This is a genomic window from Streptococcus sp. SR1 (assembly GCF_000526075.1).
Taxonomy (GTDB): domain Bacteria; phylum Bacillota; class Bacilli; order Lactobacillales; family Streptococcaceae; genus Streptococcus; species Streptococcus halitosis.
Window position 1 is genome coordinate 126,086 of the sequence record NZ_JATR01000002.1, and the last position, 23,433, is coordinate 149,518.

The following is a 23,433-nucleotide window of genomic DNA, read 5'->3' on the forward strand; positions in this document are numbered from 1 at the left end:
TTATAAATATGATAGAATAATAGTGAATAAAATGAAAAAGAGGTATGTGAAATGTCACGTAAACCATTTATCGCTGGTAACTGGAAAATGAACAAAAATCCAGAAGAAGCAAAAGCATTCGTTGAAGCCGTTGCATCAAAACTTCCTTCATCAGACCTTGTTGAAGCAGGTATCGCAGCTCCTGCAGTTGATTTGACGGCTGTTCTTGCTGCTGCTAAAGGTTCAAACCTTAAAGTTGCTGCTCAAAACTGCTACTTTGAAAATGCAGGTGCATTCACTGGTGAAACTAGCCCACAAGTTTTGAAAGAAATCGGTACAGACTACGTTGTGATCGGTCACTCAGAACGTCGTGACTACTTCCATGAAACTGACGAAGATATCAATAAAAAAGCAAAAGCAATCTTTGCAAACGGTATGCTTCCAATCATTTGTTGTGGTGAGTCACTTGAAACTTACGAAGCTGGTAAAGCTGCTGAATTCGTAGGTGCTCAAGTATCTGCTGCATTGGCTGGATTGACAGCTGAACAAGTTGCTTCAACGGTTATCGCTTATGAGCCAATCTGGGCTATCGGTACTGGTAAATCAGCTTCACAAGACGATGCACAAAAAATGTGTAAAGTTGTTCGTGACGTTGTAGCAGCCGACTTCGGTCAAGAAGTTGCTGACAAAGTTCGTGTTCAATACGGTGGTTCTGTTAAACCTGAAAACGTTGCTTCATACATGGCTTGCCCAGACGTTGACGGTGCCCTTGTTGGTGGTGCGTCACTTGAAGCTGAAAGCTTCTTGGCATTGCTTGATTTTGTAAAATAATCTAGCTCATTCCAGACAGACAGTTAAAAGTACTAAGTGACTTTGACTGCCTGTCTTATTTTTACTTGGAGCATTCTTGTGAAAGAGGGATTTTTCTAGACTAGGAAAGTTCCTTAGGGAAAGAAAGGCGTGCAGATGCGCGCTCTTTTCTATATCAAAAAGTTATGAAAGGGGGAGTTATGCTCTATATTTGGTCTTATTTGAAAAAATATCCCAAGTGGTTATTCTTGGATTTCTTTGGAGCGGTTTTCTTTGTTGTCGTCAATCTTGGACTGCCAACTGTTCTGGCTCGGATGATTGATGAAGGTGTGAATAAAGGAAATGAACAGCAATTGTATGTTTGGGCTGCAATTATGCTAGTGATTATCCTATGTGGAACCTTGGGGCGTATAGTCTTGGCTTATGCTGCTAGTAAGCTGACGACCAATATGGTCAAGGATATGAGAGATGATCTCTATGCCAAATTACAAGAGTATTCTCATCATGAATATGAAAAGATTGGAGTGTCTTCACTGGTTACTCGTATTACCAGTGATGCCTTTGTTCTCATGCAATTTGCAGAACAGACCTTAAAACTGGGTGTCATCACTCCCATGATGATGCTGTCTAGTATCTTAATGATCTTCCTAACCAGTCCGTCATTAGCCTGGATAGTGGCCTTTGCAGTACCTTTCTTGGCTGTGGTGGTCATTTATGTAGCGGTCAAGACTCGACCATTATCAGAGAAACAGCAGGCTACCTTAGATAAGATAAACCAATATGCCAGGGAAAATCTGATGGGACTCCGTGTCATTCGTGCCTTTGCCCGTGAGGAGTTTCAAGAGGAACGCTTTGCAGGACAAAATGCAGTCTATGCAGCCAATTCCAATCGTCTGTTTAAACTAACTGGTTTGACGGAACCTTTGTTTGTTCAGATTATCATTGCTATGATAGTAGCTATTGTCTGGTTTGCTCTGGATCCTATCAAACAAGGGAACTTACAAATTGGGGACCTGGTTGCCTTTATCGAATATAGTTTCCACGCTCTCTTGTCCTTCCTTTTCCTATCCAATCTCTTCACCATGTATCCTCGTACAGCCGTTTCGAGTGAACGGTTGAAAGAAGTCATGGATATGCCGATTTCTATTGATCCAAATGAAGGAGGCGTCAGAGAGACAGCAACCCACGGCTATTTGGAATTTGAAAATGTCACCTTTGCCTATCCTGGTGAGACGGAAAATCCTGTTTTGCACAATATTTCTTTCAGTGCTAAACCAGGTGAAACCATTGCCTTTATCGGATCGACCGGATCGGGCAAGTCCTCTCTTGTGCAATTGATTCCACGTTTTTACGATGTCACACTTGGAAAAATCAAGGTTGATGGTGTCGATGTGAGAGATTACCGCCTCAAGTCTCTCCGTCAAAAGATTGGTTTTATCCCGCAGAAGGCCTTGCTTTTTACAGGAACTATCGCTGAAAATATCCGCTATGGGAAGGAAGATGCTAGTCACAAAGACCTACATCAGGCAGCGGATGTGGCGCAAGCCAAAGATTTTATCGAAAGCCGAGAAGAAGGCTTTGCGACCCATCTAGCTGAAGGTGGAAGCAATCTTTCTGGAGGACAGAAACAACGTCTTTCAATTGCCAGAGCGGTTATAAAGAATCCTGATATCTATATTTTTGACGATTCCTTCTCAGCCTTGGATTATCGTACGGATGCTATTTTACGCCGTCGTCTCAAGGAAGTTACTCAAAATGCTACAGTTTTAATTGTTGCTCAACGTGTCGGAACCATTATGGATGCGGACCAGATCATCGTTCTGGATAAGGGAGAGATCGTGGGTCGCGGTCGCCATGAGGAATTAATGGAAACCAATGATATCTATCGTGAGATTGCTGAGTCGCAGTTGAAAAATGCATCTCTAACAGAAGAATAGGAGGAAATATGAAAACACAATCTAGTTTGGCTCGTTTGTGGAGCTATTTGAAAGCCTACCGTTTTTCTGTCTTTTTTGCAGTCTTTCTAAAAGTTTTAAGCGTAGTCATGAGTGTCTTGGAGCCTTTTGTATTGGGGCTAGCCATTACGGAGTTGACAAAGAATCTCTTAGATATGGCTAATGGTCTTGCAGGTGCTCGTATCAATACTGGCTACATCGGAACTGTTTTAATCATTTACCTCTTTAGAGGTCTCTTGTATGAACTTGGGTCTTATTATTCCAACTATTTCATGACCAATGCGGTCCAGTCCATGACCCAAGATCTGCGAAATGAAATGACCGAGAAAATCAATCGTATCCCAGTATCTTTCTTTGACAAACACCAATTTGGTGATTTGTTGGGGCGCTTTACCAGTGACGTTGAGACAGTGTCCAACACTCTTCAACAGTCTTTCCTCCAAATTGTCAATGCCGTTCTGACGATTGTCCTCGTTATGGGAATGGTTTTATACTTGAACTTCCAACTGGCTATAGTGGTGATTCTATCCATTCCAGTGACCTATTTCGGTGCCAGAAGTATCCTGAAACGTTCTCAGCCTTATTTTAAAGAGCAGGCAGCTATTTTAGGTCGGATGAACGGCTATGTGCAGGAAAATCTCACAGGTTTTAATGTTTTGAAACTCTATGGTCGTGAGGAAACTTCTCATAAAGAATTTTCTAAGATTACAGATGACCTCCAACGTGTTGGCTTTAAAGCCAGTTTTATCTCTGGGCTCATGATGCCAGCCCTCCATGCTGTATCGGATTTGACCTATCTGATCGTTGCGGTTCTTGGTGGTTTGCAAGTGATTGCGGGTCGTTTGACAGTGGGGAATATGCAGGCTTTTGTTCAGTATGTCTGGCAGGTCAGCCAGCCTATCCAAAATATCACACAACTTGCGGGTCAAATGCAAAGTGCCAAGTCTTCGCTCGATCGTATCTTCGATATCTTAGATGAGACGGAGGAAGTTAAGGGAGAGGAACTCGAAATCCTTGACCCTTTAACGGGTCAGGTAACCTTCCAGCAGGTTGATTTCCAGTATGTCGAAAACAAACCATTGATTCGAGACTTTAATCTAGAAGTTCAACCGGGAGAGATGGTAGCGATTGTTGGTCCTACTGGAGCTGGTAAGACGACCTTGATCAATCTGCTTATGCGCTTTTACGATGTCAAAGCAGGCGCAATCTTGGTTGACGGGCAGGATATTCGTCGGTTGTCACGTCAAGACTACCGCCGTCAGTTTGGGATGGTCTTACAGGATGCTTGGCTTTATGAAGGTACGATCAAAGAAAACCTACGTTTTGGAAATCTTGACGCCAGTGACGAGGAAATAATAGAAGCTGCCAAAGCAGCAAATGTAGACCATTTTATCCGAACTCTTCCTGGTGGTTACAACATGGAGATGAACCAAGAGTCAAGTAATATTTCCCTTGGGCAAAAACAACTCTTGACCATCGCGCGTGCTCTCCTAGCCAATCCTAAAATTCTCATTCTGGATGAAGCGACTTCCTCTGTTGACACCCGTTTGGAACTCTTGATTCAAAAAGCTATGAAACGCTTGATGAAGGGAAGAACCAGCTTTGTCATCGCCCACCGTCTCTCTACCATTCAAGAAGCGGATAAGATTCTCGTTCTTAAGGATGGACAGATTATTGAACAGGGAAATCATGAAAGCTTGCTCCAAGCAAAAGGTTTTTATTATGACCTATATCAAAGTCAATTTTCAAGTAAATCCGAGCAAGTCGGCTAATCAAAACTGTCCAGACTATTCTTAAATTATCAGTCTATTACAACTTTTCTCAGATAGTACACTTTCCTTGCTATCGTTTTCTGGTAGTAGTATACTTATATTGTAACCACTAATAAGATGGTTACAAAAAAATGAAAGAGGTAAGAAATATGGTTGAATTGAAAAAAGAAGCAGTAAAAGACGTTACAACATTATCTAAAACAGCGCCAGTAGCATTGGCAAAAACAAAGGAAGTATTGAACCAAGCAGTAGCAGACTTGTATGTGGCTCACATTGCCCTTCACCAAGTTCACTGGTATATGCGTGGTCGTGGTTTCCTCGTATGGCATCCAAAAATGGATGAATACATGGACAGCCTTGATGGCTATCTTGACGAAATCAGCGAACGTTTGATCACCCTTGGTGGCAAACCTTACTCAACTTTGACAGAGTTCCTTCAACACAGTGAAATCGAAGAAGAAGAAGGAGAATTCCGTAACGTTGAAGAAAGCTTGGAACGTGTTCTAGCGATTTATCACTATCTCATCGCTCTTTTCCAAAAAGCTTTGGATGTGACTGATGAAGAAGGCGACGATGTTACAAATGATATCTTTGTTGGTGCTAAGGCTGAACTTGAGAAAACCGTTTGGATGCTTGCAGCAGAACTTGGACAAGCTCCTGGTTTGTAAGATATAGTTGCTACCCCTTTTATCATGAGGTGCTTGATAAGTGCCCATGACCAATCATCTTTTAAAAGTCATGTAACTGTAAAAAGTTGCATGATTTTTTTTGTTTGCTGGACTTAGGACACATTGTCAAAAGTAGGATTTTACGGTATAATAGTTGCTGTTCGAGAAATTTTGATTGTCAAAAAATAGTGAAATGTTATAAGGAGAACCCATGAACAATTTACCAAATTGCCCAAAATGTAATTCAGAATATGTCTACGAAGATGGAAATCTCTTGGTCTGCCCAGAGTGTGCCTATGAGTGGAATCCTGCTGAAGTTGCAGAAGTAGAAGAAGGTGTTGTTGCTATTGATGCCAATGGAAATAAATTGGCTGACGGCGATACTGTAACCTTAATCAAGGACTTGAAAGTAAAAGGTGCGCCAAAGGATTTGAAACAAGGAACTCGCGTTAAAAATATCCGTATTGTAGAAGGTGACCACAACATCGACTGTAAGATTGATGGTTTTGGAGCTATGAAACTCAAGTCAGAATTTGTTAAGAAAATCTAGCCATGAAACTGAACTACAAATTTATCTTTTATAGTCGTGTGCTCTTGTTCTTAGCGGCATTTACAGGAGTTTATTTGGAGATTACCAAGCACGGTGGCTTTGGTATGCTCCTTTACTATACAGTGTTGTCCAATCTTTTGGTAACGATTTTCACGGGTTATCTGCTCCGTGTGATGAGCCGTTCAGGTGAAAGTTGGCAAAGTCCGACCTTGCTTCGTCTCAAGGGTGGTGTTACCATGAGTATCATGATTACCTGTGTGATTTACCATTTTATGCTTGCACCGATTGCGACAGACTTTTACCGAGTGGAAAATTTCCTTTGCCACTATATCGTTCCACTCTGGTTTTTAGCCGACACCCTCTTCTTTGACGAACGGGGTCAATACAAGATCTGGGATCCAGTCTTGTGGACCATCTTGCCCTTGGTTTATATGATTTTTGCCTTGTTTAATGGCTTGGTCTTAAAACTCAATATTCCGAATTCCAAGGACAATCCCTTCCCTTATTTCTTTTTAAATGTGAACAAGGGTTGGGACGTGGTTATCAAATGGTGTTTGATCATTTTTGCGGCGTATATGGTTGCAGGCTTCATCTTCTATCTGATCAAGCAAATCAAGCGAAAATAGTCTTCCTATTAGGAAAGTTAGGACGGAGTCTCTAGTTCAATCGGGCTCCTTCTTTTCTTGCCATCTTCCTTTTAAAAGGATAAACAGTGAGAAATATATAGAAAGAAAATTCATGAAACAATATTTAGAACGGGCTAGTATTTTGGCCCTCTCCCTCGTTTTGATTACCTCCTTCTCCATCTCAAGTGCTCTGCCAGCCATGTTTGACTACTATCAAGGCTATCCCAAAGAACAAATCGAGCTCCTGGTCAGTCTTCCTTCTTTTGGAATTATGATTATGCTGGTTTTAAATGGGTTTTTGGAGCGGTTATTTCCTGAGCGATTTCAGATTAGTCTAGGTCTTCTCATCCTTTCTATCGGGGGGACAGCCCCTTTCTGGTATCAGGAGTACAACTTTGTCTTTGCGATGCGGATTTTATTTGGCTTGGGTGTTGGGATGATCAATGCCAAGGCCATTTCCATCATCAGTGAACGCTATCATGGAAAGACACGGATCCAGATGTTGGGTCTTCGCGGATCAGCAGAAGTTGTCGGGGCATCGATTTTGACTCTAGTGGTCGGTCAACTCTTATCCTTGGGATGGACAGTGACCTTCTTGGCCTACAGTGCGGGATTTTTAGTATTGATCCTTTATCTGCTCTTTGTCCCTTATGGGAAAGAAAAGAAAGAAACAAAGAAAAAAGAGACCGAAACGACTCGTTTGACAGGAAAGATGAAAGGATTAATTTTTCTATTGGCTGTCGAAGCAGCAGTTGTTGTCTGCACCAACACAGCTATCACCATTCGTATTCCTAGTCTGATGGTGGAAAGAGGTCTAGGGGATGCCCAGTTATCGAGCTTGGTTTTAAGTATCATGCAGTTGATTGGTATCTTGGCAGGTGTGAGTTTTTCTTTCTTTATCTCTCTGTTTAAAGAAAGGTTGCTCCTTTGGTCAGGTATCACCTTTGGATTGGGGCAGATTGTGATTGCCTTGTCTCCGTCATTGGGTGTGATGGTAGTTGGAAGTGTTGTGGCAGGTTTTTCTTACAGTGTGGCCTTGACCACTGTCTTTCAGCTTCTTTCCGAAAGGATCCCAGCCAAGCTCCTTAATCAGGCAACATCTTTTGCAGTGCTAGGATGTAGCTTTGGAGCCTTTACGACACCGTTTATTCTTGGGGCGATTGGCTTGGTGACTCAAAACGGTATGTTGGTCTTCACCATTTTAGGATGTTGGTTGATTGTCACTTCTATCTTTGTTATGTACGCACTTCAAAAGAGAGCTTAGGATTAATTTCCTAAGTTTTTCTTTCTGGGAATTTTGTACCCAGACAATTATTGTTTTTTAAACTTGTTTACACTTTTATTTCCTGATAAAATAGAAGTTATGACAAGATATAAAGCAATCATTTCCTATGACGGTTATGCCTTTGCTGGTTTTCAGCGCCAGCCTCATGCGCGGAGCGTTCAGGAAGAAATTGAAAAAACGTTGACTAGATTGAATAAGGGGCAAGCCATCGCTGTTCATGGTGCTGGTAGGACGGATAGTGGGGTCCATGCTCTGGGACAGGTTATTCATTTTGATCTGCCCTATCAGATGGATGAGGAAAAACTCCGTTTTGCTCTGGATACCCAGTCACCAGAAGATATCGATGTGATTTCAATTGATCTTGTGGCGGATGATTTTCATTGCCGTTATGCAAAACATAGCAAGACATATGAGTTTATCGTGGATAGGGGGCGTCCTAAAAATCCCATGCGCCGTCACTATGCCACTCACTTTCCTTATCCGCTCGATGTGGAGCGGATGCAGGAGGCTGTCAAGAAATTAGAAGGAACCCACGATTTTACCGGTTTTACAGCATCTGGGACTAGTGTAGAGGACAAGGTTCGGACCATCACAGAAGCAAGTCTAACAGTTGATGAGACAGGGCAGTTTTTGACCTTTAGCTTTTCGGGAAATGGTTTCTTGTATAAGCAGATTCGCAATATGGTGGGGACACTGCTCAAAATCGGAAATGATCGAATGCCAGTTGAGCAGATTGACTTGATTTTGGAGAAGAGGGACAGGCAACTTGCAGGTCCCACGGCTGCACCGAATGGCTTGTATTTAAAGGAGATTCGTTATGAAGAATAATCGTATTTTAGCCCTTTCTGGGAATGATATTTTTAGTGGTGGTGGTTTGTCAGCTGATTTGGCCACCTATACCTTAAACAGCTTGCATGGCTTTGTAGCTGTCACTTGTTTGACGGCCTTGACCGAAAAGGGCTTTGAGGTCTTTCCAACAGATGATACTATTTTCCAACATGAGTTGAATAGCTTGCGTGATGTCGAGTTTGCGGGGATTAAGATTGGCCTTCTTCCTACTGTCAGCGTGGCTGAGAAGGCCTTGGACTTTATCAAGCAACGTCCTGGAGTGCCTGTGGTACTGGACCCCGTCTTGGTCTGCAAGGAAACGCACGACGTGGCTGTTAGTGAGCTCTGCCAAGAGTTGATTCGTTTTTTCCCTCATGTCAGTGTGATTACGCCAAATCTTCCTGAAGCAGAATTGTTAGCGGGTCAAGAGATCAAAACATTGGAAGATATGAAAGCTGCAGCGCAGAAATTGCATGATTTAGGAGCGCCAGCAGTCATTATCAAGGGAGGCAATCGCCTCAGTCAGGACAAGGCAGTGGATGTCTTTTATGATGGACAAACTTTCACTGTTCTAGAAAACCCAGTCATTCAAGGCCAAAATGCTGGTGCAGGTTGTACCTTTGCCTCAAGCATCGCCAGTCACTTGGTTAAAGGGGATGAACTTTTACCAGCAGTAGAGAGCTCGAAAGCTTTCGTTTACCGTGCTATTGCACAAGCAGATCAATATGGAGTAAGACAATATGAAGCAAACCAAAACAACTAAAATCGCACTTGTATCCCTTCTAACCGCTCTTTCAGTAGTTCTAGGTTATTACTTGAAAATTGGAACGCCAACAGGAATATTGACTCTCTTGGATGCAGGTATTTTCTTTACTGCCTTTTACTTTGGCAGTAAAGAAGGGGCCGTCGTTGGAGGACTAGCAGGATTCCTAATTGACCTTTTATCAGGCTTTCCACAGTGGATGTTCTTTAGCTTGGTAAACCATGGCTTGCAAGGATTTTTTGCAGGTTTTAAAGGGAAATGGCAATGGCTAGGACTTGTCTTGGCTACAATCGTCATGGTAAGTGGCTACGCCTTAGGTTCTACCCTAATGAATGGCTGGTCAGCAGCCTTGCCAGAAATCCTTCCAAACTTCCTACAAAATACCTTGGGGATGGTTGTGGGATTTGTAGTCTTTCAGAGCGTCAAGAAGATAAAATAAAAAAGTCAGCTATTGAAGCTGACTTTTTGCTTGTCTAGGTTTAATCAAAATAAAGCAAGTCTTTGCTGGTGCTGGTAAAGAGGTCAAATCCATCCTTGGTTACAACACCGCAGTCTTCGATACGAACGCCGACTTTACCAGGGATATAGATACCAGGTTCAACAGAGAAGCACATGCCTTCTTCGATGACCATGTCGTTTCCTTCCATGATAGATGGGAATTCGTGGACATCCATACCGATACCGTGACCGAGACGGTGGTTGAAGTACTCACCGTAACCAGCTTTTTCGATGACTTCACGGGCAGCGCGGTCCACTTCATGTGCAGTCACACCAGGTTTGATAAAGTCAAGGGCAGCTTGTTGGGCTTCAAGAGTCAAGTTGTAGATATCTTTTTTGAATTGGTCTGGTTTGCCGACAGCGACTGTACGAGTCATATCTGATGCGTAGCCATTGACCATAACACCCAGGTCAAAGAGGAGAAGGGCGTCTTTTTCGACCTTGTTTGCACCGGGAATTCCGTGTGGATTTGCAGCATTATCACCAGTCAAGACCATGGTATCAAAACTCATTTCATAGCCTTCACGCTTTAAGGCGAAGTCGATTTGGGCGATGATATCTGTCTCTGTTTTATCAAGAGAGATATTGTCAAAACCAACTTTTACAGCTTTATCAGCATAGAGACCTGCAACCATCATTTTTTGGACTTCATCGGCTGATTTGATGAGGCGCATGCGTTGGATGCGAGGAGTGAGGTTTTCAAACTCAGCAGTTTCAAAAACTGTTTTCAAACCATGGTATTTGGTCAAGATGAGATTATCAAACTCAACAGCGACACGTTTGAAGTCGTGCTGTGGCAAGGCATTTTTGATTTTTTGCCATGGATTTTCAGAATCCACATAGTCCACAACTGGGAAGGACACAGTGCTACTTGCACGCTCCACTTCAAGAGCTGGGACAAAGAGGAGAGGTTCCTGATCCGCTAGAACAAAGAGGAACATTTGGCGTTCATGGGGATCACTGTAAAAGCCAGTGAGGTAATTGATAGTGACGGGGTCAGATACGACAGCGACGTCTAGTTTTTCTGATTCAAGATATGTTAGGATTTGTTGTAATTTAGACATATGCTACCTTCTTTCTACCCCTCTATTTTGGCAAAAAAAGAGAGAAAATGCAAGGGAGAAGGGTAAAAGGGCAGGCAAAAAGAACTCCGACAAGATAGCGGAGTTCTTTGATCTAGTTTTTCTTGGTTTAAGAAAAGTCTGCCTTGCTTTTTACGTCGCTGTATTCTTCAGCGATTTCTTGACTGAGAATGTCTTCATAGGCAGGGAGTTGGATATCCTGACCGTATTTCTTCTTGAGGGCAGTGGTGACTAGGCGATAAGCCAGATTGGCATTACGAGAGAGGATAGGTCCGTGGAAGTAGGAACCAAAGACATTCTTATAATGAACCCCTTCGCCGATCTTTTCTTCGTTATTTCCATTCCCATAGACAACCTGACCCAGCGGTTTTTGGTCATCAGAAAGGAAGGTACGGCCCTGGTGATTTTCAAATCCATAGTAGGTTTCGTCGAAGTCTTCATTGTGAATCTTGATGTCACCGATAAAACGGTTATTGGTCTGGTTGAGGGTGTAGTGGCCCATGACCCCTAGCCCTTCGATACGTTTACCGGAAGCTTCAACATAATATTGGCCCAATAGTTGGAAACCACCGCAGATGGCTAGAACCACACCATCGTTTTGGATGTAGTTGTCAATGCTCTCTTTCTTGGCAGGTAGATCGCCTGCGATGATACTTTGTTCAAAGTCTTGACCACCACCGAAAAAGGCGATATCGTAGTGATTTTCGTCAAAGTCATCATGGAGAGAAACGATATCAACTGTTACATGAGCTCCCAGTTTTTCAGCCACATACTTGAGCATGAGGATATTGCCGTTGTCCCCGTAGGTATTCATGAGGTTTCCATAGAGGTGGGCAATGTTGAGCTGATAAGGGTAATTGCCAGCTTTTGAGGAAAGTGAAGTATAAACCATTAGTTCATCTCCTTTCTAACAATCTGACGACTAGCCAGCAGTTCTCGGAATTCCAGCATAGCAGTATAGGTAGCCAGGATATAGGCATGTTTGCAGTCTTGGTTCTCAATGGTCTTGAGAACTTGTTCCAGACTACTTGTTTCAGTGATTTTATCAGCTGGGTAGCCAGTCACTCGAAGACGGCGTGCGATTTCAGAATGACGAACACCACCAGCGTTAATTTCTGGAATGTCCATGTCAGTGATTTGTTCAAAGTCCGCATCCCAGATCCAGCTAGTATCAATTCCATCAGCATAGTTGGCATTAAGGAGAACAGATAAACTAAATGGATAAGGCGCTAGTTTGATCATCTCGATAGCTTGGGTAGCACCAACAGGATTTTTAATCAAGACAAGAGTACATTCTTTATCACCGATATGGAAGGTTTCCTGGCGTCCAAAGACAGCACGGCTCTTATCAAATCCTTGCTTGATGAGTTGCGAATCAGCCCCGAGAAAACGGGCAATAGCAACCGCAGCGAGAGCGTTGTAGATGTTGTAGAGTCCACCGATTTGAATACCGTATTCTTGTCCGTCGATGACAAAGCGAGAGCGATTGTTGGTCAACTCAACCAGTTCTGTCAAACGATAGTCGAGTTCAGGACGTTTGCAGCCACAATTTTCACAGATATAGGCCCCCAAGTTGGCATAGGTATTGTGCTCATATTTGAGGATGCCTTGACAGTCAGGGCAGAGAATCCCTTCGGTATTGTAGTGAGCTAGTTTGGCTGGTCCTTTTTCCAAGTCAAAACCAAAATACTGAACAGGATTTGGAATAGCTGGCTTGTAGAAAAGTGGACTGTCACCATTGAGGAGAACAGTAGCCGTAGGAACCTTACGAATGGCATCCAAAATCATGTTATAAGTTGTGTAAATTTCACCGTAGCGGTCCATCTGGTCACGGAAAATGTTAGTGATGACAAAAAGGCTAGGATGGATATAGTCACAGATACGAGAAAGACTGGCCTCGTCAATTTCGAGGACGGCAATGTTTTTCCCAGTTTTAGAAGATTTGGCGGTCAAGAAGGTTGTTGTAATTCCTGTGATCATGTTGGCACCACTAGGATTTGTCAGAACCTGACCATAAACTTCTTTTAAAATGCCGACAGTGAGGGCAGTTGTCAGGGTTTTCCCGTTGGTTCCAGTGACCACGACAATCTCGTAGTTCTTAGCTAAATTTTGTAAAATATCTTTATCAAATTGAAGGGCGAGTTTTCCTGGGAGCGTACTTCCGCGGCCAAGACGGCTTAAAACGAAGTGAGAAGAACGCCCAGCTAGGAGGCCCAAAGTAGTTTTTAATTTCATGTTTCTATTATATCATACTGCGCCCAGCAGTCCAATAACTAAAGTAACCTCTAAGAACAACTAAAGAAGTAACCTTAGAAGTGCTTTTTAGGTTCTGATTAAACCAAACCAATCAAATACAATATCTTTGGATTTGATAACTTTGGCAACTTTAAGAAATAAATCTTTCTCACTCTGAATATAAGAAAGGAGAGGACATCGATTATCCTCTACAGGTTTTAAAATTTCATTAATCCATTATAACTGACAGAGATACCTAACTTTTGGGATTTAGATTATTTTTTGGAAAGTCTCTTTTATAATAAATTACGAATTTTTTCTTTTATAAATGCGTTAAGAGGATAGTGTTTATCAAGATATTCTAGGAGTGCCTGAGCAGATTCAGAAATTCGTTCGTAACCTTGCAAAAAGTAGGGTAATTGTTTGGCCTCGTTTGGATAACCTTTTTCAAATCTTCTGTTGCTGTTAAAAATATCTATAAAATCAGATTTAGAGGTTTTTTCCAAATTGATTAGTTCGGTCCAAAGCTTGACGGATCTGTTTTGGATGAAATCATAAGCAGCCAATTTTTCGCCTCGTTGATAGCGACCTAGTCCTATATATAGATTGCATAAAATTTCTCCCAACAGCCATTCACGGTCTCTATTTTCTTTTGATGGCAATCTTTGTGGCTGGCAGATTGTTCCATCAAAACCGACCTCCTTCCAGATAATCTTGCCTTCAGCGAAGGGAATGTTTACTAGTTCATGAGCTTCAAAGACAGCAAATTCACAAAAAACATCATCTTCAAATAGAACTTTATGTCCGTCCACTGTATTTTGGTAGTGAAATGCAATTGGTTCTAGATTACTTAACCAAGTTAGATCTTGTATATAGGCCTGCTTGTAGCCATCTTTTACAATAACAAAAAAATCCAAATCTGAGTATTGATCCAATCGGTCTCTTTCTACTCCGCAAGAACCAAGTGCCAGCAAAGCTAGTGCTTGTCTAGAATCTTTTAGAGACTGACCAATATCATCTAGTCTTTGTAACAGTAATTCTGTTTTATTCATAATCGTTACCTCATTATTTATTGTTTACAGACATTATATAGTTAATGTTTTCGAAAGTCAATTTCATCCCATACCAAATATATACTAATGTAATGTGGGATTTCTTTCGATATTTTTTACAATGATAAAGTTTAAACATTTTGCAGGGTATTGCTCATATTATCAAGAATGAAGAAATTTGAAGTATCCTTTGATTGATTAGAAAGTGATTCTTATCTTTAAAAAGATTAAATAATTTGGAAAATATTTAAGAAGAAAAAATATATCGACTTAGCCATCAATTTGCAAACGGTAAAACCTTTCCACAAACGATGAAAATACACATACGATCCGCGCAAAGAGTGGATAATTTACTAATTAGGCATGAAACAATCATTGCAAAATATACTTTTTAAATTACCCATAAAATGATGAGCTGAAGCGAGTTATTCAAAGTCATATGTATTGCTGATATTTGAAAGAGTGACCTGAGACTCAATATATAATTAGGACTGCTAAGTAAAGTTTGGACATTATATCATAAAAGAAAGAAAAGATAGATTTGAGATTTCGTAGAAACAAAAACAGCCCGAAGAGGGCTGTGAGTGATTAGTTCTGAAACCAAGTTGCGATTGGGAAGTCGTTTTGTTTCAGTTCCAGTTTTGTTTTAGTTAGAAGTTGGCCATTTTCTAAAGAATACAATAACAAATGTTGATTGGTTACGACCAATATCTTGTTTGTCAAACTTGTATCGATGTGTATTATCTCTTCTGTGGAGTCAGGCAAATCTTTTCTGACATTAATCAGATAGCTAGATTCATCAGAGAGATTGACAATAGATAAGGCACAGCGATCATTTCCATCCGCCTCATGTTTTACAATCAAACGGTCCTCTTTCGGTGTTTTATAAAGAAGATTGGGATTGTCCTCTGGTAGCTTGATGAAGTGCTTTTCCTTACTAGACAAGTTCATGACAAGTATGCGATTGTCTGGATCTTTGGAGAAAGTTTCTGTATTTCGAGTATAAGCAACGCTACTGTAATAATTGTCACCGATTAATTCAGAAGAAGTCAACATTTCAACGATCTTTCCTTCGCTTGTCAGAGGTGTGCGAGACAATTCCTTTAGTTGGTCCTTTTCGTCCAATTCAACTAAATATCCATCAAACACTAAAGCGGGTCGTTGACGAGACTCATCGTGAAATCCCAGACCGAGGTAGAGGCGATTCCTTCTTCCATGAAACTGGATTGGAAAGGAAGTGGACTCGGAGAATGTTTTCTGAGTAATCAGCTTTCCTGAGATGTCAAACATACAGAGCACCCCATCCTCAGTTGTAGTTTGGCCCGTGTAGAAGAACTTATCTGATACTCCAGCTCCCGAATAAGCATAGAAGGGAGTTGAAGTTTTCTGGATGTCCCCTGTCTGAAAGTCAAGAGATACGATGTTCTGAGTGGATGCCTTCCCTCTGGTATTTCCAGATGAAAAGACGAGATAGCGATTGTCAAACCGTCCCTGAGGAAACCAGAAATTGACATCTTCTGCAATGGAGACGCCTTCAGTCTTTATGAGCTGAAACTGATCGTTTTGCAACTGATAACTTTGAATGGATTTCGAATTAACAAGGTAAAAATCAGCAGCTTGATTGACTGTGAATCGCTGTTTTTGAGGTGAAATCAAGCGAAAAAGTACCCAGCAAAGCAGGAGAAAAATGAAGACTGTACTAACACAGAAAACCAGTGTTTTCATAGCCGGATTTTTTCCTTTAAATAGAAAGGAAAAAGGAGAGTGTGTTGGTAGTTTAACTTGCTTTTCCATGTGACTAGTCTCCTTTTTGAACAGAAAATGAAGACAACATCCTACACCTATATTATAAGCTTTTACAGCTAAAAGCACAAATAATCTTGTAAGGAAACTATGGATTGGATAGAAAAAGACAAGCACCAAAATGGATACTTGTCTTGTGTAGAATATTTGAAATCTTAAATCGCAAACAAGTCATTCAAGTTCTCAGCCAAGGTTGGGTGAGTGAAGATTTGTTTTGTGAAGTAAGTGTAAGGAATCTTGTTGTCCATAGCAACAGTGATGATGTTGATGATTTCTTGAGAACCTTCTGAGAAGATACTTGCTCCAAGAATTTCTTTTGTTTCAGTATTGACAACTGCTTTGAAGGCACCGCGAAGATCTCCATTTACGTGACCACGAGGCATGGCAGCAACAGGGATTTCCTTCACTGCGTATGGAAGTTTCAAATCAGCTGCTTGGCTTTCAGTCAAACCAACTTGTGAAAGTGCAGGTGTGATGAACATAGTGTTTGGCACATTGAGACGGTCTTCAAGAGTGTAGCTGCCATCTCCAGCAAGGTAGCTGTAGACAACACGGAAGTCATCAAGTGAAATGTAAGTAAATTGAGGTCCACCGTTGACGTCTCCGACTGCAAAGACACCAGGAACGTTTGTTTGACAATGTTTATCTACTTTGATAGCACCACGTTCAGTAAGTTCGATATCTGTATTTTCAAGTTGAAGTGGTTCGACATTTGGTTTACGTCCAGTTGCGTAGAGAAGGGCGTCAAAACGGTAAGTTTCGTTTTCAGTTACGACGAGAACTTGGTCACCGTCATTTTTGATTTCAGTAGTACGGATATTTTGAAGCAATTCAATACCGTCTTCTTCCATGTATTGCTTAGCAAGAGCTGCGATGGAAGGTTCTGCACGAGGTAGGAAAGTATCCAAGGCATCTAGGACTGTAACCTTGCTTCCAAGTTTGTTGTAAAGGCCTGCAAATTCAAGACCGATATTTCCGCCACCAAGGACACCAAGTTTTTCAGGCAATTTGTCCAAGTTTTGAATACCAGTCGAGTCAAAGACATTCTTACTTGTAGCAAGTCCAGGGATTGGCAAGACATTTGAAACAGCACCAGTGTTGATGACGATTGTTTCAGCAGTTAGTTCTTGTTTTTCATCACCAGCTTGGATTTCGATGACTTTGTTTGAAAGGAAGTGAGCTTCCGCATCAAAGATATCCACGCCTGTACCAGCAACAGTCGCATAGTTTTTACCGTTGAGGCGACTAGTGATAGTATTTTTGGTAGCAATGACTTCTTCAAAAGACAAATCTTTCTCAGCAGCAACTAGCAAGGTTTTAGTTGGGATACAACCGATGTTGATACAAGTTCCACCGTACATAGCTTTGCTACGTTCAACGAGGGCAACTTTTTTGCCAGCTGAAGCCAATTTACCAGCTAGTGTTTTCCCAGCTTTACCAAATCCAATAACGATTAAATCATATGTTAACATTTATAGTCCTCCTATTCGATTTTCATTCTAGCATAAGAAAACACTTTTTGCACAAATCTGCTACGGGAAATGATTTCCGATCAAAAAGTCTATCAAAAACTTCTATAATTCTAATTCAATGGATAATAAATCGTTTACATAGTTTTCCTAATGGATTCTACTATCTTTTGCCCCTCTCTTGTGTTATACTAGATAGGTTGCAAAGAAACTAGTACTTTTCTTTCGTGGAAAAGAAGCAACACGGTATCTCATTTTTGTAGAAGATACGTCATGAAAAGAAAAGTATAAACTACGCGCTATAGGGTGGCTTCGCACCACCTTTAGAAAGAAGAATAACGTGAAATTTAATGAATTTAACTTGTCTGCTGATTTGCTAGCAGAGATTGAAAAAGCTGGATTTGTAGAAGCCAGTCCTATCCAAGAACAGACTATTCCCTTGGCCCTTGAAGGCAAGGATGTCATTGGTCAAGCTCAGACTGGTACAGGAAAAACTGCAGCCTTTGGCTTGCCAACCCTTGAAAAAATCCGTACAGAAGAAGCGACTATTCAAGCCTTGGTCATCGCTCCAACTCGTGAACTCGCTGTCCAAAGTCAAGAGGAACTGTTCCGCTTTGGTCGTAGCAAAGGAGTGAAAGTTCGCTCAGTTTACGGTGGTTCCAGCATTGAAAAACAAATCAAGGCCCTTAAATCGGGTGCTCACATCGTGGTAGGAACACCAGGCCGTCTCTTGGACTTGATTAAACGGAAGGCCTTGAAATTACAAGATATTGAAACCCTCATCCTTGACGAAGCGGATGAAATGCTCAACATGGGCTTCCTTGAAGACATTGAAGCCATCATTTCCCGTGTCCCTGCAAATCGTCAAACCTTGCTCTTTTCAGCAACTATGCCAGACGCTATCAAACGTATCGGCGTTCAGTTTATGAAAGATCCTGAGCATGTCAAGATTGCTGCCAAGGAATTGACAACAGAATTGGTGGATCAGTACTATATCCGTGTCAAGGAACAAGAAAAATTTGATACCATGACACGTCTCATGGATGTGGAACAACCAGAACTTGCTATCGTATTTGGCCGTACCAAACGTCGTGTGGATGAATTGACTCGTGGACTTAAAATCCGTGGTTTCCGTGCAGAAGGAATTCATGGTGATTTGGATCAAAACAAACGTCTTCGTGTCCTTCGTGATTTTAAAAATGGTAATCTTGATGTTCTAGTTGCGACAGACGTGGCAGCACGTGGTTTGGATATTTCAGGTGTGACCCATGTCTATAACTACGATATTCCACAAGATCCTGAAAGTTACGTTCACCGTATCGGGCGTACAGGTCGTGCTGGTAAGTCAGGTCAATCTATTACTTTCGTAGCACCAAATGAAATGGGCTACCTTCAAATCATCGAAAACTTGACTAAGAAACGCATGAAAGGTCTTAAACCAGCGACAGCTGAAGAAGCCTTCCAAGCTAAGAAACAAGTAGCTCTCAAGAAAATCGAACGTGATTTTGCGGATGAAACTATTCGTGGGAACTTTGAGAAATTTGCTAAAGATGCTCGTAAGTTAGCTGCAGAATTTAGTCCAGAAGAATTGGCTATGTATATCTTGAGTCTGACAGTCCAAGATCCAGACAGCCTTCCTGAAGTGGAGATTGCGCGTGAAAAACCACTGCCGTTCAAACCGTCAGGAAATGGACGTTCTGGAGGTAATCGTGGACGCGACAATCGTCGAGGAGATAACCGTCGTGGTGGTCGCCGTGATGTTTTCAAAAAAGGCAGCCGCGGGAACGATCATTTTGATAAAGACAGACGCTATCGTAATAAAGACAATAAAAAACCTCACAACACTTCAAGTGAAAAGAAGACTGGCTTTGTTATTCGTAACAAAGGAGACAAATAGGAAAAAGCGATTCACATTGTGAATCGCTTTTATATATAAGGAGACCAAGGGTAAAAGAAGATGGTGATAGTAAAGGATAGGTGAAACGGAAAGGGATTTACCATGTCATCTTCTTATAATGTTATATTAACAAAAAATAATTCAGCTGTCAACACAAAAGAACTCATTTTTCTAAAATATTTTTGCTGTTCAAAATTGTAATTAAATAAGCAATTTTCAGATAATAATTGAAAATTCACGCTCTTTATGTTATAATGGTAGCGATTAAATGCGAGGTAAAAAATGGCACATTTATTAGAAAAAACAAGAAAAATTACTTCTATTTTGAAACGCTCAGAGGAGCAACTTCAAGATGAACTTCCCTATAATGCGATTACACGCCAGTTGGCAGATATTATTGATTGTAACGCTTGTATTGTGAATAGCAAGGGGCGCCTTTTAGGCTACTTCATGCGTTATAAAACGAATACAGATCGTGTAGAACAGTTTTTTCAAACTAAGATTTTTCCAGATGATTATATTCAAGGTGCAAACATGATCTATGATACGGAAGCCAACCTTCCTGTTGAACATGATTTGACCATTTTCCCTGTAGAGAGTCGTGCGGACTTTCCAGATGGTTTGACGACCATTGCTCCGATTCATGTATCAGGGATTCGCCTAGGTTCGTTGATTATTTGGCGCAATGATAAGAAATTTGAAGATGAAGATTTAATCCTTGTTGAGATTGCGAGCACGGTGGTAGGGATTCAACTCTTGAACTTCCAACGTGAAGAGGATGAGAAAAATATTCGCCGTCGTACGGCTGTTACCATGGCGGTCAACACCCTTTCCTATTCAGAACTTCGTGCCGTATCAGCTATTTTAGCTGAGCTGGATGGAAATGAAGGACAGCTGACTGCATCTGTTATTGCAGACCGTATTGGAATTACGCGTTCTGTGATTGTCAATGCGCTTCGTAAACTGGAGTCAGCAGGAATTATTGAGAGCCGTTCACTCGGAATGAAGGGGACTTATCTCAAAGTTTTAATTGGTGATATTTTTGAGGAAGTGAAAAAGAGGGACTACTAATGGCAAAGGCTTTAATCTCGATTGACTATACAGAGGATTTCGTAGCAGACCATGGAAAGCTGACTGCAGGGGCACCTGCTCAAGCCATATCAAAAGCCATTGATCAGGTAACCAGATTGGCTTTTGAACGTGGGGACTATATCTTTTTCACCATTGATGCCCATGAAGAGAAGGATACATTTCACCCAGAAAGCAAGCTCTTTCCGCCACACAACATCATCGGGACTAGTGGCCGCAACCTCTATGGTCCCCTAGCTGACTTTTATGCTGAACATGAGGTGGATAGCCGCGTCTTTTGGATGGACAAGCGGCACTATTCAGCATTTTCAGGAACGGACCTCGATATTCGCCTGCGAGAACGTCGGGTTACTACTGTTATCTTAACAGGTGTTTTGACGGATATTTGTGTTCTTCATACGGCTATTGATGCCTATAATTTAGGTTATCAAATCGAGATTGTCAAGCCTGCAGTTGCCTCTATTTGGCCAGAAAATCATCAGTTTGCTCTTGGTCATTTTAAGAACACTTTGGGAGCCAAGTTGCTGGATGAAAATCTGGCTGAAATCCAAGAATAATTCCCTTGGAAAAATGAAAAAAATCTGAAAAAAGTGTTGACAAAGATTTTGAAAGTTGATATACTAGTAAAGTAATCGACGCGGGGATGGCGGAATTGGCAGACGCGCAGGACTAAGGATCCTGTGACCGCTTTAGGTCGTGAGGGTTCAAGTCCCTCTCTCCGCATAGGATAAGAGTTAGCTTTGGCTGGCTCTTTTTGTTTTTACAAAGAAAACTAGAGGCTACGTTTCGTATATCGAAAAATATTGGCATAAAGAACAGTCATTGTATCAGAACATTTAAACTGAGTTTTTCATTTCATTCTATCAAGAATTTTCTCAGACACAAGTCAGAAAATGAAGAACTTAGGAAATGGAAAATGCTAAGCTGAAAGACGGTGCCAACATTTATAAAATGAAGTAGATTTTTGATTGGTACTATTTATCCTTATATATGAAGAAAAGTTAGCGTTTGCTAGCTTTTTTGTTTTTTCAAAAAATAAATCAAAAAAAATTTTTGATTTCATAAACATTTCATATTTGGATTTTATAATAGTCTTACAAATATGGAGGTGACAAATGAATCCAATCCAAAGAGCTTGGGCTTATGTCAGCAGAAAACGACTGAGAAGTTTTATTTTATTTCTGATTTTATTGGTCCTATTGGCCGGAATTTCAGCTTGTTTGACTCTGATGAAGTCCAACAAAACAGTAGAAAGCAATCTTTACAAATCACTCAATACTTCGTTTTCTATCAAAAAGATAGAAAATGGACAGACCTTCAAATTGTCTAATCTAGCATCCGTGAGCAAGATTAAGGGGCTGGAAAATGTCTCTCCTGAACTCGAAATGGTCGCAAAACTGAAAGACAAGGAAGCGGTGAGTGGTGAGCAGAGCGTAGAACGTGATGATTTGTCGGCTGCGGACAAGAACTTGGTTAGCTTAACGGCTCTTGAAGATTCATCCAAGGATGTCACCTTTACCAGTTCGGCTTTCAATCTAAAAGAAGGGCGACACCTTCAAAAAGGAGATTCCAAGAAAATCCTGATCCACGAAGAGTTGGCTAAGAAGAACGCTCTTTCGCTTCACGACAAGATTCGCTTGGATGCTGGTCAGTCCGAAGCTGGAAAGGGGCAAACAGTTGATTTTGAAATTGTCGGCATCTTTTCTGGTAAGAAACAAGAAAAGTTCACAGGCTTGTCTTCCGACTTCAGTGAAAACCAGGTCTTTACAGACTATGAAAGTAGCCAAACCCTTCTGGGAAATAGTGAAGCTCAAGTCAGTGCAGCGCGCTTCTATGTAGAAAATCCTAAGGAAATGGACGGACTCATGAAGCAGGTGGAAAACTTGGCTTTGGAAAGTCAAGGCTACCAAGTCGAGAAGGAAAACAAGGCCTTTGAACAAATCAAAGACTCAGTTGCAACCTTCCAAACCTTCCTCACCATCTTCCTTTATGGGATGTTGATAGCAGGAGCAGGAGCATTAATCTTGGTCTTGTCTCTCTGGTTGAGAGAAAGAGTCTACGAAGTGGGAATTTTACTCGCACTTGGAAAAAGCAAGAGCTCGATCTTCCTACAGTTCTGTTTAGAGGTAGTGTTGGTATCTCTCGGAGCTTTGCTTCCATCCTTTATCGCTGGAAATGCCATCACATCCTATCTGCTCCAAACTGTACTAGCCAGTGGAGATCAGGCAACCTTACAAGACACGCTGGCCAAAGCAAGCGGTCTATCAACTAGTCTCCTATCCTTTGCAGAATCCTATGTCTTTCTGCTCCTGATTGGTTGCTTGTCTGTAGCCCTTTGTTTCCTATTCTTATTTAGAAAATCGCCGAAAGAAATTTTATCATCTATTAGTTAAGAAGGAGAAATCATGACTTTATTACAATTGCAAGATGTTACCTACCGTTATAAGAACACTGCTGAAGCAGTTTTATATCAGATCAAGTATAATTTTGAACCCGGAAAATTTTATAGTATCATTGGTGAGTCAGGAGCAGGAAAATCCACTCTCTTGTCCCTACTGGCTGGTCTAGATAGCCCTGTTGAAGGTTCTATCCTTTTCCAAGGAGAGGACATTCGGAATAAGGGGTATTCTTACCATCGCATGCACCATATTTCCCTGGTCTTTCAAAATTATAACTTGATAGATTATCTTTCTCCGCTGGAAAATATCCGCTTGGTCAACAAAAAGGCAAGCAAGGATACACTTCTTGAGCTTGGTTTGGATGAAAGTCAGATCAAGCGGAATGTTCTCCAGTTATCAGGTGGTCAACAGCAACGTGTAGCCATCGCTCGCAGTTTAGTCTCAGAAGCTCCAGTTATTCTAGCTGATGAGCCAACAGGAAATCTGGACCCTAAAACTGCTGGAGATATTATCGAACTGCTCAAATCACTTGCCGAGAAAACAGGTAAATGTGTAATCGTCGTCACCCACAGTAAAGAAGTGGCACAAGCGTCAGATATTACACTTGAATTGAAGGATAAGAAACTAACTGAAACTCGCAATACTACAAAATAAGATGAGTTTGTTTTGATAG

Annotated in this window: 21 protein-coding genes and 1 tRNA gene; 16 read left to right on the forward strand and 6 right to left on the reverse strand. The window is 41.3% G+C overall.

Annotation, left to right across the window (positions count from 1 at the left end):
* Window positions 1-51 precede the first annotated feature (51 nt).
* The 10 genes from tpiA to HMPREF1518_RS00760 all read left to right on the forward strand — a co-directional run bounded on the left by tpiA (window position 52) and on the right by HMPREF1518_RS00760 (window position 9,675).
* Window positions 52-810, forward strand: coding sequence for a triose-phosphate isomerase (gene tpiA, locus HMPREF1518_RS00715; protein ID WP_000087900.1), 759 nt, complete (start codon window positions 52-54; stop codon window positions 808-810).
* A 179-nt stretch (window positions 811-989) separates the two neighbouring features.
* Window positions 990-2,726, forward strand: a complete 1,737-nt coding sequence (locus tag HMPREF1518_RS00720) for an ABC transporter ATP-binding protein (RefSeq protein ID WP_000965828.1) — start codon at window positions 990-992, stop codon at window positions 2,724-2,726.
* Window positions 2,727-2,734: 8 nt separating this feature from the next.
* Entirely contained in the window at window positions 2,735-4,516 is a 1,782-nt protein-coding gene (locus tag HMPREF1518_RS00725) for an ABC transporter ATP-binding protein (RefSeq protein ID WP_033583490.1), read from the forward strand.
* Between the two features lie 149 nt (window positions 4,517-4,665).
* Complete coding sequence (locus HMPREF1518_RS00730; protein ID WP_033583491.1) at window positions 4,666-5,184, forward strand: Dps family protein; 519 nt, start codon at window positions 4,666-4,668, stop codon at window positions 5,182-5,184.
* Window positions 5,185-5,395: 211 nt separating this feature from the next.
* Complete coding sequence (locus HMPREF1518_RS00735; RefSeq protein ID WP_001061598.1) at window positions 5,396-5,734, forward strand: zinc ribbon domain-containing protein YjdM; 339 nt, start codon at window positions 5,396-5,398, stop codon at window positions 5,732-5,734.
* A 2-nt stretch (window positions 5,735-5,736) separates the two neighbouring features.
* Window positions 5,737-6,360: a Pr6Pr family membrane protein gene (locus tag HMPREF1518_RS00740; protein ID WP_033583492.1), complete on the forward strand. Its 624-nt coding sequence runs from the start codon at window positions 5,737-5,739 to the stop codon at window positions 6,358-6,360.
* Between the two features lie 112 nt (window positions 6,361-6,472).
* On the forward strand, window positions 6,473-7,624 hold the full coding sequence (locus HMPREF1518_RS00745; protein WP_033583493.1) for an MFS transporter: 1,152 nt from the start codon (window positions 6,473-6,475) through the stop codon (window positions 7,622-7,624).
* 99 nt (window positions 7,625-7,723) lie between these two features.
* Entirely contained in the window at window positions 7,724-8,473 is a 750-nt protein-coding gene (truA, locus tag HMPREF1518_RS00750) for a tRNA pseudouridine(38-40) synthase TruA (RefSeq protein ID WP_033583495.1), read from the forward strand.
* On the forward strand, window positions 8,463-9,236 hold the full coding sequence (locus HMPREF1518_RS00755; protein WP_033583496.1) for a bifunctional hydroxymethylpyrimidine kinase/phosphomethylpyrimidine kinase: 774 nt from the start codon (window positions 8,463-8,465) through the stop codon (window positions 9,234-9,236). Before truA ends, HMPREF1518_RS00755 begins: the two co-directional genes overlap by 11 nt.
* The gene (locus HMPREF1518_RS00760; protein ID WP_033583497.1) at window positions 9,214-9,675 is read left to right on the forward strand and encodes an ECF transporter S component; all 462 of its coding nucleotides are present in this window, start codon (window positions 9,214-9,216) and stop codon (window positions 9,673-9,675) included. The genes HMPREF1518_RS00755 and HMPREF1518_RS00760 overlap by 23 nt, the downstream gene beginning before the upstream one ends.
* A gap of 40 nt (window positions 9,676-9,715) precedes the next feature.
* On the opposite strand, the gene HMPREF1518_RS00765 is transcribed toward HMPREF1518_RS00760, so the two are convergent.
* The 6 genes from HMPREF1518_RS00765 to HMPREF1518_RS00790 all read right to left on the reverse strand — a co-directional run bounded on the left by HMPREF1518_RS00765 (window position 9,716) and on the right by HMPREF1518_RS00790 (window position 17,378).
* Window positions 9,716-10,798, reverse strand: coding sequence for a M24 family metallopeptidase (locus HMPREF1518_RS00765; RefSeq protein ID WP_033583498.1), 1,083 nt, complete (start codon window positions 10,796-10,798; stop codon window positions 9,716-9,718).
* A gap of 127 nt (window positions 10,799-10,925) precedes the next feature.
* On the reverse strand, window positions 10,926-11,708 hold the full coding sequence (gene gatD, locus HMPREF1518_RS00770; RefSeq protein ID WP_033583499.1) for a lipid II isoglutaminyl synthase subunit GatD: 783 nt from the start codon (window positions 11,706-11,708) through the stop codon (window positions 10,926-10,928).
* Window positions 11,708-13,051: a lipid II isoglutaminyl synthase subunit MurT gene (gene murT / locus HMPREF1518_RS00775; protein ID WP_033583500.1), complete on the reverse strand. Its 1,344-nt coding sequence runs from the start codon at window positions 13,049-13,051 to the stop codon at window positions 11,708-11,710. The genes gatD and murT overlap by 1 nt, the downstream gene beginning before the upstream one ends.
* A 296-nt stretch (window positions 13,052-13,347) precedes the next feature.
* On the reverse strand, window positions 13,348-14,103 hold the full coding sequence (locus tag HMPREF1518_RS00780) for a hypothetical protein (protein ID WP_033583501.1): 756 nt from the start codon (window positions 14,101-14,103) through the stop codon (window positions 13,348-13,350).
* A 588-nt stretch (window positions 14,104-14,691) separates the two neighbouring features.
* Entirely contained in the window at window positions 14,692-15,897 is a 1,206-nt protein-coding gene (locus HMPREF1518_RS00785) for a hypothetical protein (RefSeq protein WP_033583502.1), read from the reverse strand.
* Window positions 15,898-16,061: 164 nt separating this feature from the next.
* Window positions 16,062-17,378 carry an FAD-containing oxidoreductase gene (locus HMPREF1518_RS00790; protein WP_000958953.1) on the reverse strand — a complete coding sequence of 439 codons (1,317 nt, stop codon included), beginning with the start codon at window positions 17,376-17,378 and terminating at the stop codon, window positions 16,062-16,064.
* A gap of 337 nt (window positions 17,379-17,715) precedes the next feature.
* On the opposite strand from HMPREF1518_RS00790, the gene HMPREF1518_RS00795 reads away from it, so the two are divergent.
* The 6 genes from HMPREF1518_RS00795 to vex2 all read left to right on the forward strand — a co-directional run bounded on the left by HMPREF1518_RS00795 (window position 17,716) and on the right by vex2 (window position 23,414).
* Window positions 17,716-19,272: a DEAD/DEAH box helicase gene (locus tag HMPREF1518_RS00795; RefSeq protein ID WP_033583503.1), complete on the forward strand. Its 1,557-nt coding sequence runs from the start codon at window positions 17,716-17,718 to the stop codon at window positions 19,270-19,272.
* 282 nt (window positions 19,273-19,554) lie between these two features.
* On the forward strand, window positions 19,555-20,343 hold the full coding sequence (codY, locus tag HMPREF1518_RS00800) for a GTP-sensing pleiotropic transcriptional regulator CodY (protein ID WP_000940727.1): 789 nt from the start codon (window positions 19,555-19,557) through the stop codon (window positions 20,341-20,343).
* On the forward strand, window positions 20,343-20,918 hold the full coding sequence (locus HMPREF1518_RS00805; protein WP_033583504.1) for a cysteine hydrolase family protein: 576 nt from the start codon (window positions 20,343-20,345) through the stop codon (window positions 20,916-20,918). Before codY ends, HMPREF1518_RS00805 begins: the two co-directional genes overlap by 1 nt.
* 80 nt (window positions 20,919-20,998) lie before the next feature.
* Window positions 20,999-21,084: transfer RNA gene (locus HMPREF1518_RS00810), tRNA-Leu, on the forward strand.
* A gap of 392 nt (window positions 21,085-21,476) precedes the next feature.
* Entirely contained in the window at window positions 21,477-22,754 is a 1,278-nt protein-coding gene (locus HMPREF1518_RS00815; RefSeq protein ID WP_033583505.1) for an ABC transporter permease, read from the forward strand.
* Window positions 22,755-22,766: 12 nt separating this feature from the next.
* Window positions 22,767-23,414: an ABC transporter ATP-binding subunit Vex2 gene (gene vex2, locus HMPREF1518_RS00820; protein WP_000173735.1), complete on the forward strand. Its 648-nt coding sequence runs from the start codon at window positions 22,767-22,769 to the stop codon at window positions 23,412-23,414.
* Window positions 23,415-23,433: the final 19 nt, after the last annotated feature.

Excerpts from the sequence above, each read along its gene's own strand:
- tpiA (WP_000087900.1), top strand. The coding sequence starts at position 52 with ATGTCACGTAAACCATTTATCGCTGGTAACTGGAAAATGAACAAAAAT.
- HMPREF1518_RS00720 (WP_000965828.1), top strand. The coding sequence starts at position 990 with ATGCTCTATATTTGGTCTTATTTGAAAAAATATCCCAAGTGGTTATTC.
- HMPREF1518_RS00725 (WP_033583490.1), top strand. The coding sequence starts at position 2,735 with ATGAAAACACAATCTAGTTTGGCTCGTTTGTGGAGCTATTTGAAAGCC.
- HMPREF1518_RS00730 (WP_033583491.1), top strand. The coding sequence starts at position 4,666 with ATGGTTGAATTGAAAAAAGAAGCAGTAAAAGACGTTACAACATTATCT.
- HMPREF1518_RS00735 (WP_001061598.1), top strand. The coding sequence starts at position 5,396 with ATGAACAATTTACCAAATTGCCCAAAATGTAATTCAGAATATGTCTAC.
- HMPREF1518_RS00740 (WP_033583492.1), top strand. The coding sequence starts at position 5,737 with ATGAAACTGAACTACAAATTTATCTTTTATAGTCGTGTGCTCTTGTTC.
- HMPREF1518_RS00745 (WP_033583493.1), top strand. The coding sequence starts at position 6,473 with ATGAAACAATATTTAGAACGGGCTAGTATTTTGGCCCTCTCCCTCGTT.
- truA (WP_033583495.1), top strand. The coding sequence starts at position 7,724 with ATGACAAGATATAAAGCAATCATTTCCTATGACGGTTATGCCTTTGCT.
- HMPREF1518_RS00755 (WP_033583496.1), top strand. The coding sequence starts at position 8,463 with ATGAAGAATAATCGTATTTTAGCCCTTTCTGGGAATGATATTTTTAGT.
- HMPREF1518_RS00760 (WP_033583497.1), top strand. The coding sequence starts at position 9,214 with ATGAAGCAAACCAAAACAACTAAAATCGCACTTGTATCCCTTCTAACC.
- HMPREF1518_RS00765 (WP_033583498.1), bottom strand. The coding sequence starts at position 10,798 with ATGTCTAAATTACAACAAATCCTAACATATCTTGAATCAGAAAAACTA.
- gatD (WP_033583499.1), bottom strand. The coding sequence starts at position 11,708 with ATGGTTTATACTTCACTTTCCTCAAAAGCTGGCAATTACCCTTATCAG.
- murT (WP_033583500.1), bottom strand. The coding sequence starts at position 13,051 with ATGAAATTAAAAACTACTTTGGGCCTCCTAGCTGGGCGTTCTTCTCAC.
- HMPREF1518_RS00780 (WP_033583501.1), bottom strand. The coding sequence starts at position 14,103 with ATGAATAAAACAGAATTACTGTTACAAAGACTAGATGATATTGGTCAG.
- HMPREF1518_RS00785 (WP_033583502.1), bottom strand. The coding sequence starts at position 15,897 with ATGGAAAAGCAAGTTAAACTACCAACACACTCTCCTTTTTCCTTTCTA.
- HMPREF1518_RS00790 (WP_000958953.1), bottom strand. The coding sequence starts at position 17,378 with ATGTTAACATATGATTTAATCGTTATTGGATTTGGTAAAGCTGGGAAA.
- codY (WP_000940727.1), top strand. The coding sequence starts at position 19,555 with ATGGCACATTTATTAGAAAAAACAAGAAAAATTACTTCTATTTTGAAA.
- HMPREF1518_RS00805 (WP_033583504.1), top strand. The coding sequence starts at position 20,343 with ATGGCAAAGGCTTTAATCTCGATTGACTATACAGAGGATTTCGTAGCA.
- HMPREF1518_RS00815 (WP_033583505.1), top strand. The coding sequence starts at position 21,477 with ATGAATCCAATCCAAAGAGCTTGGGCTTATGTCAGCAGAAAACGACTG.
- vex2 (WP_000173735.1), top strand. The coding sequence starts at position 22,767 with ATGACTTTATTACAATTGCAAGATGTTACCTACCGTTATAAGAACACT.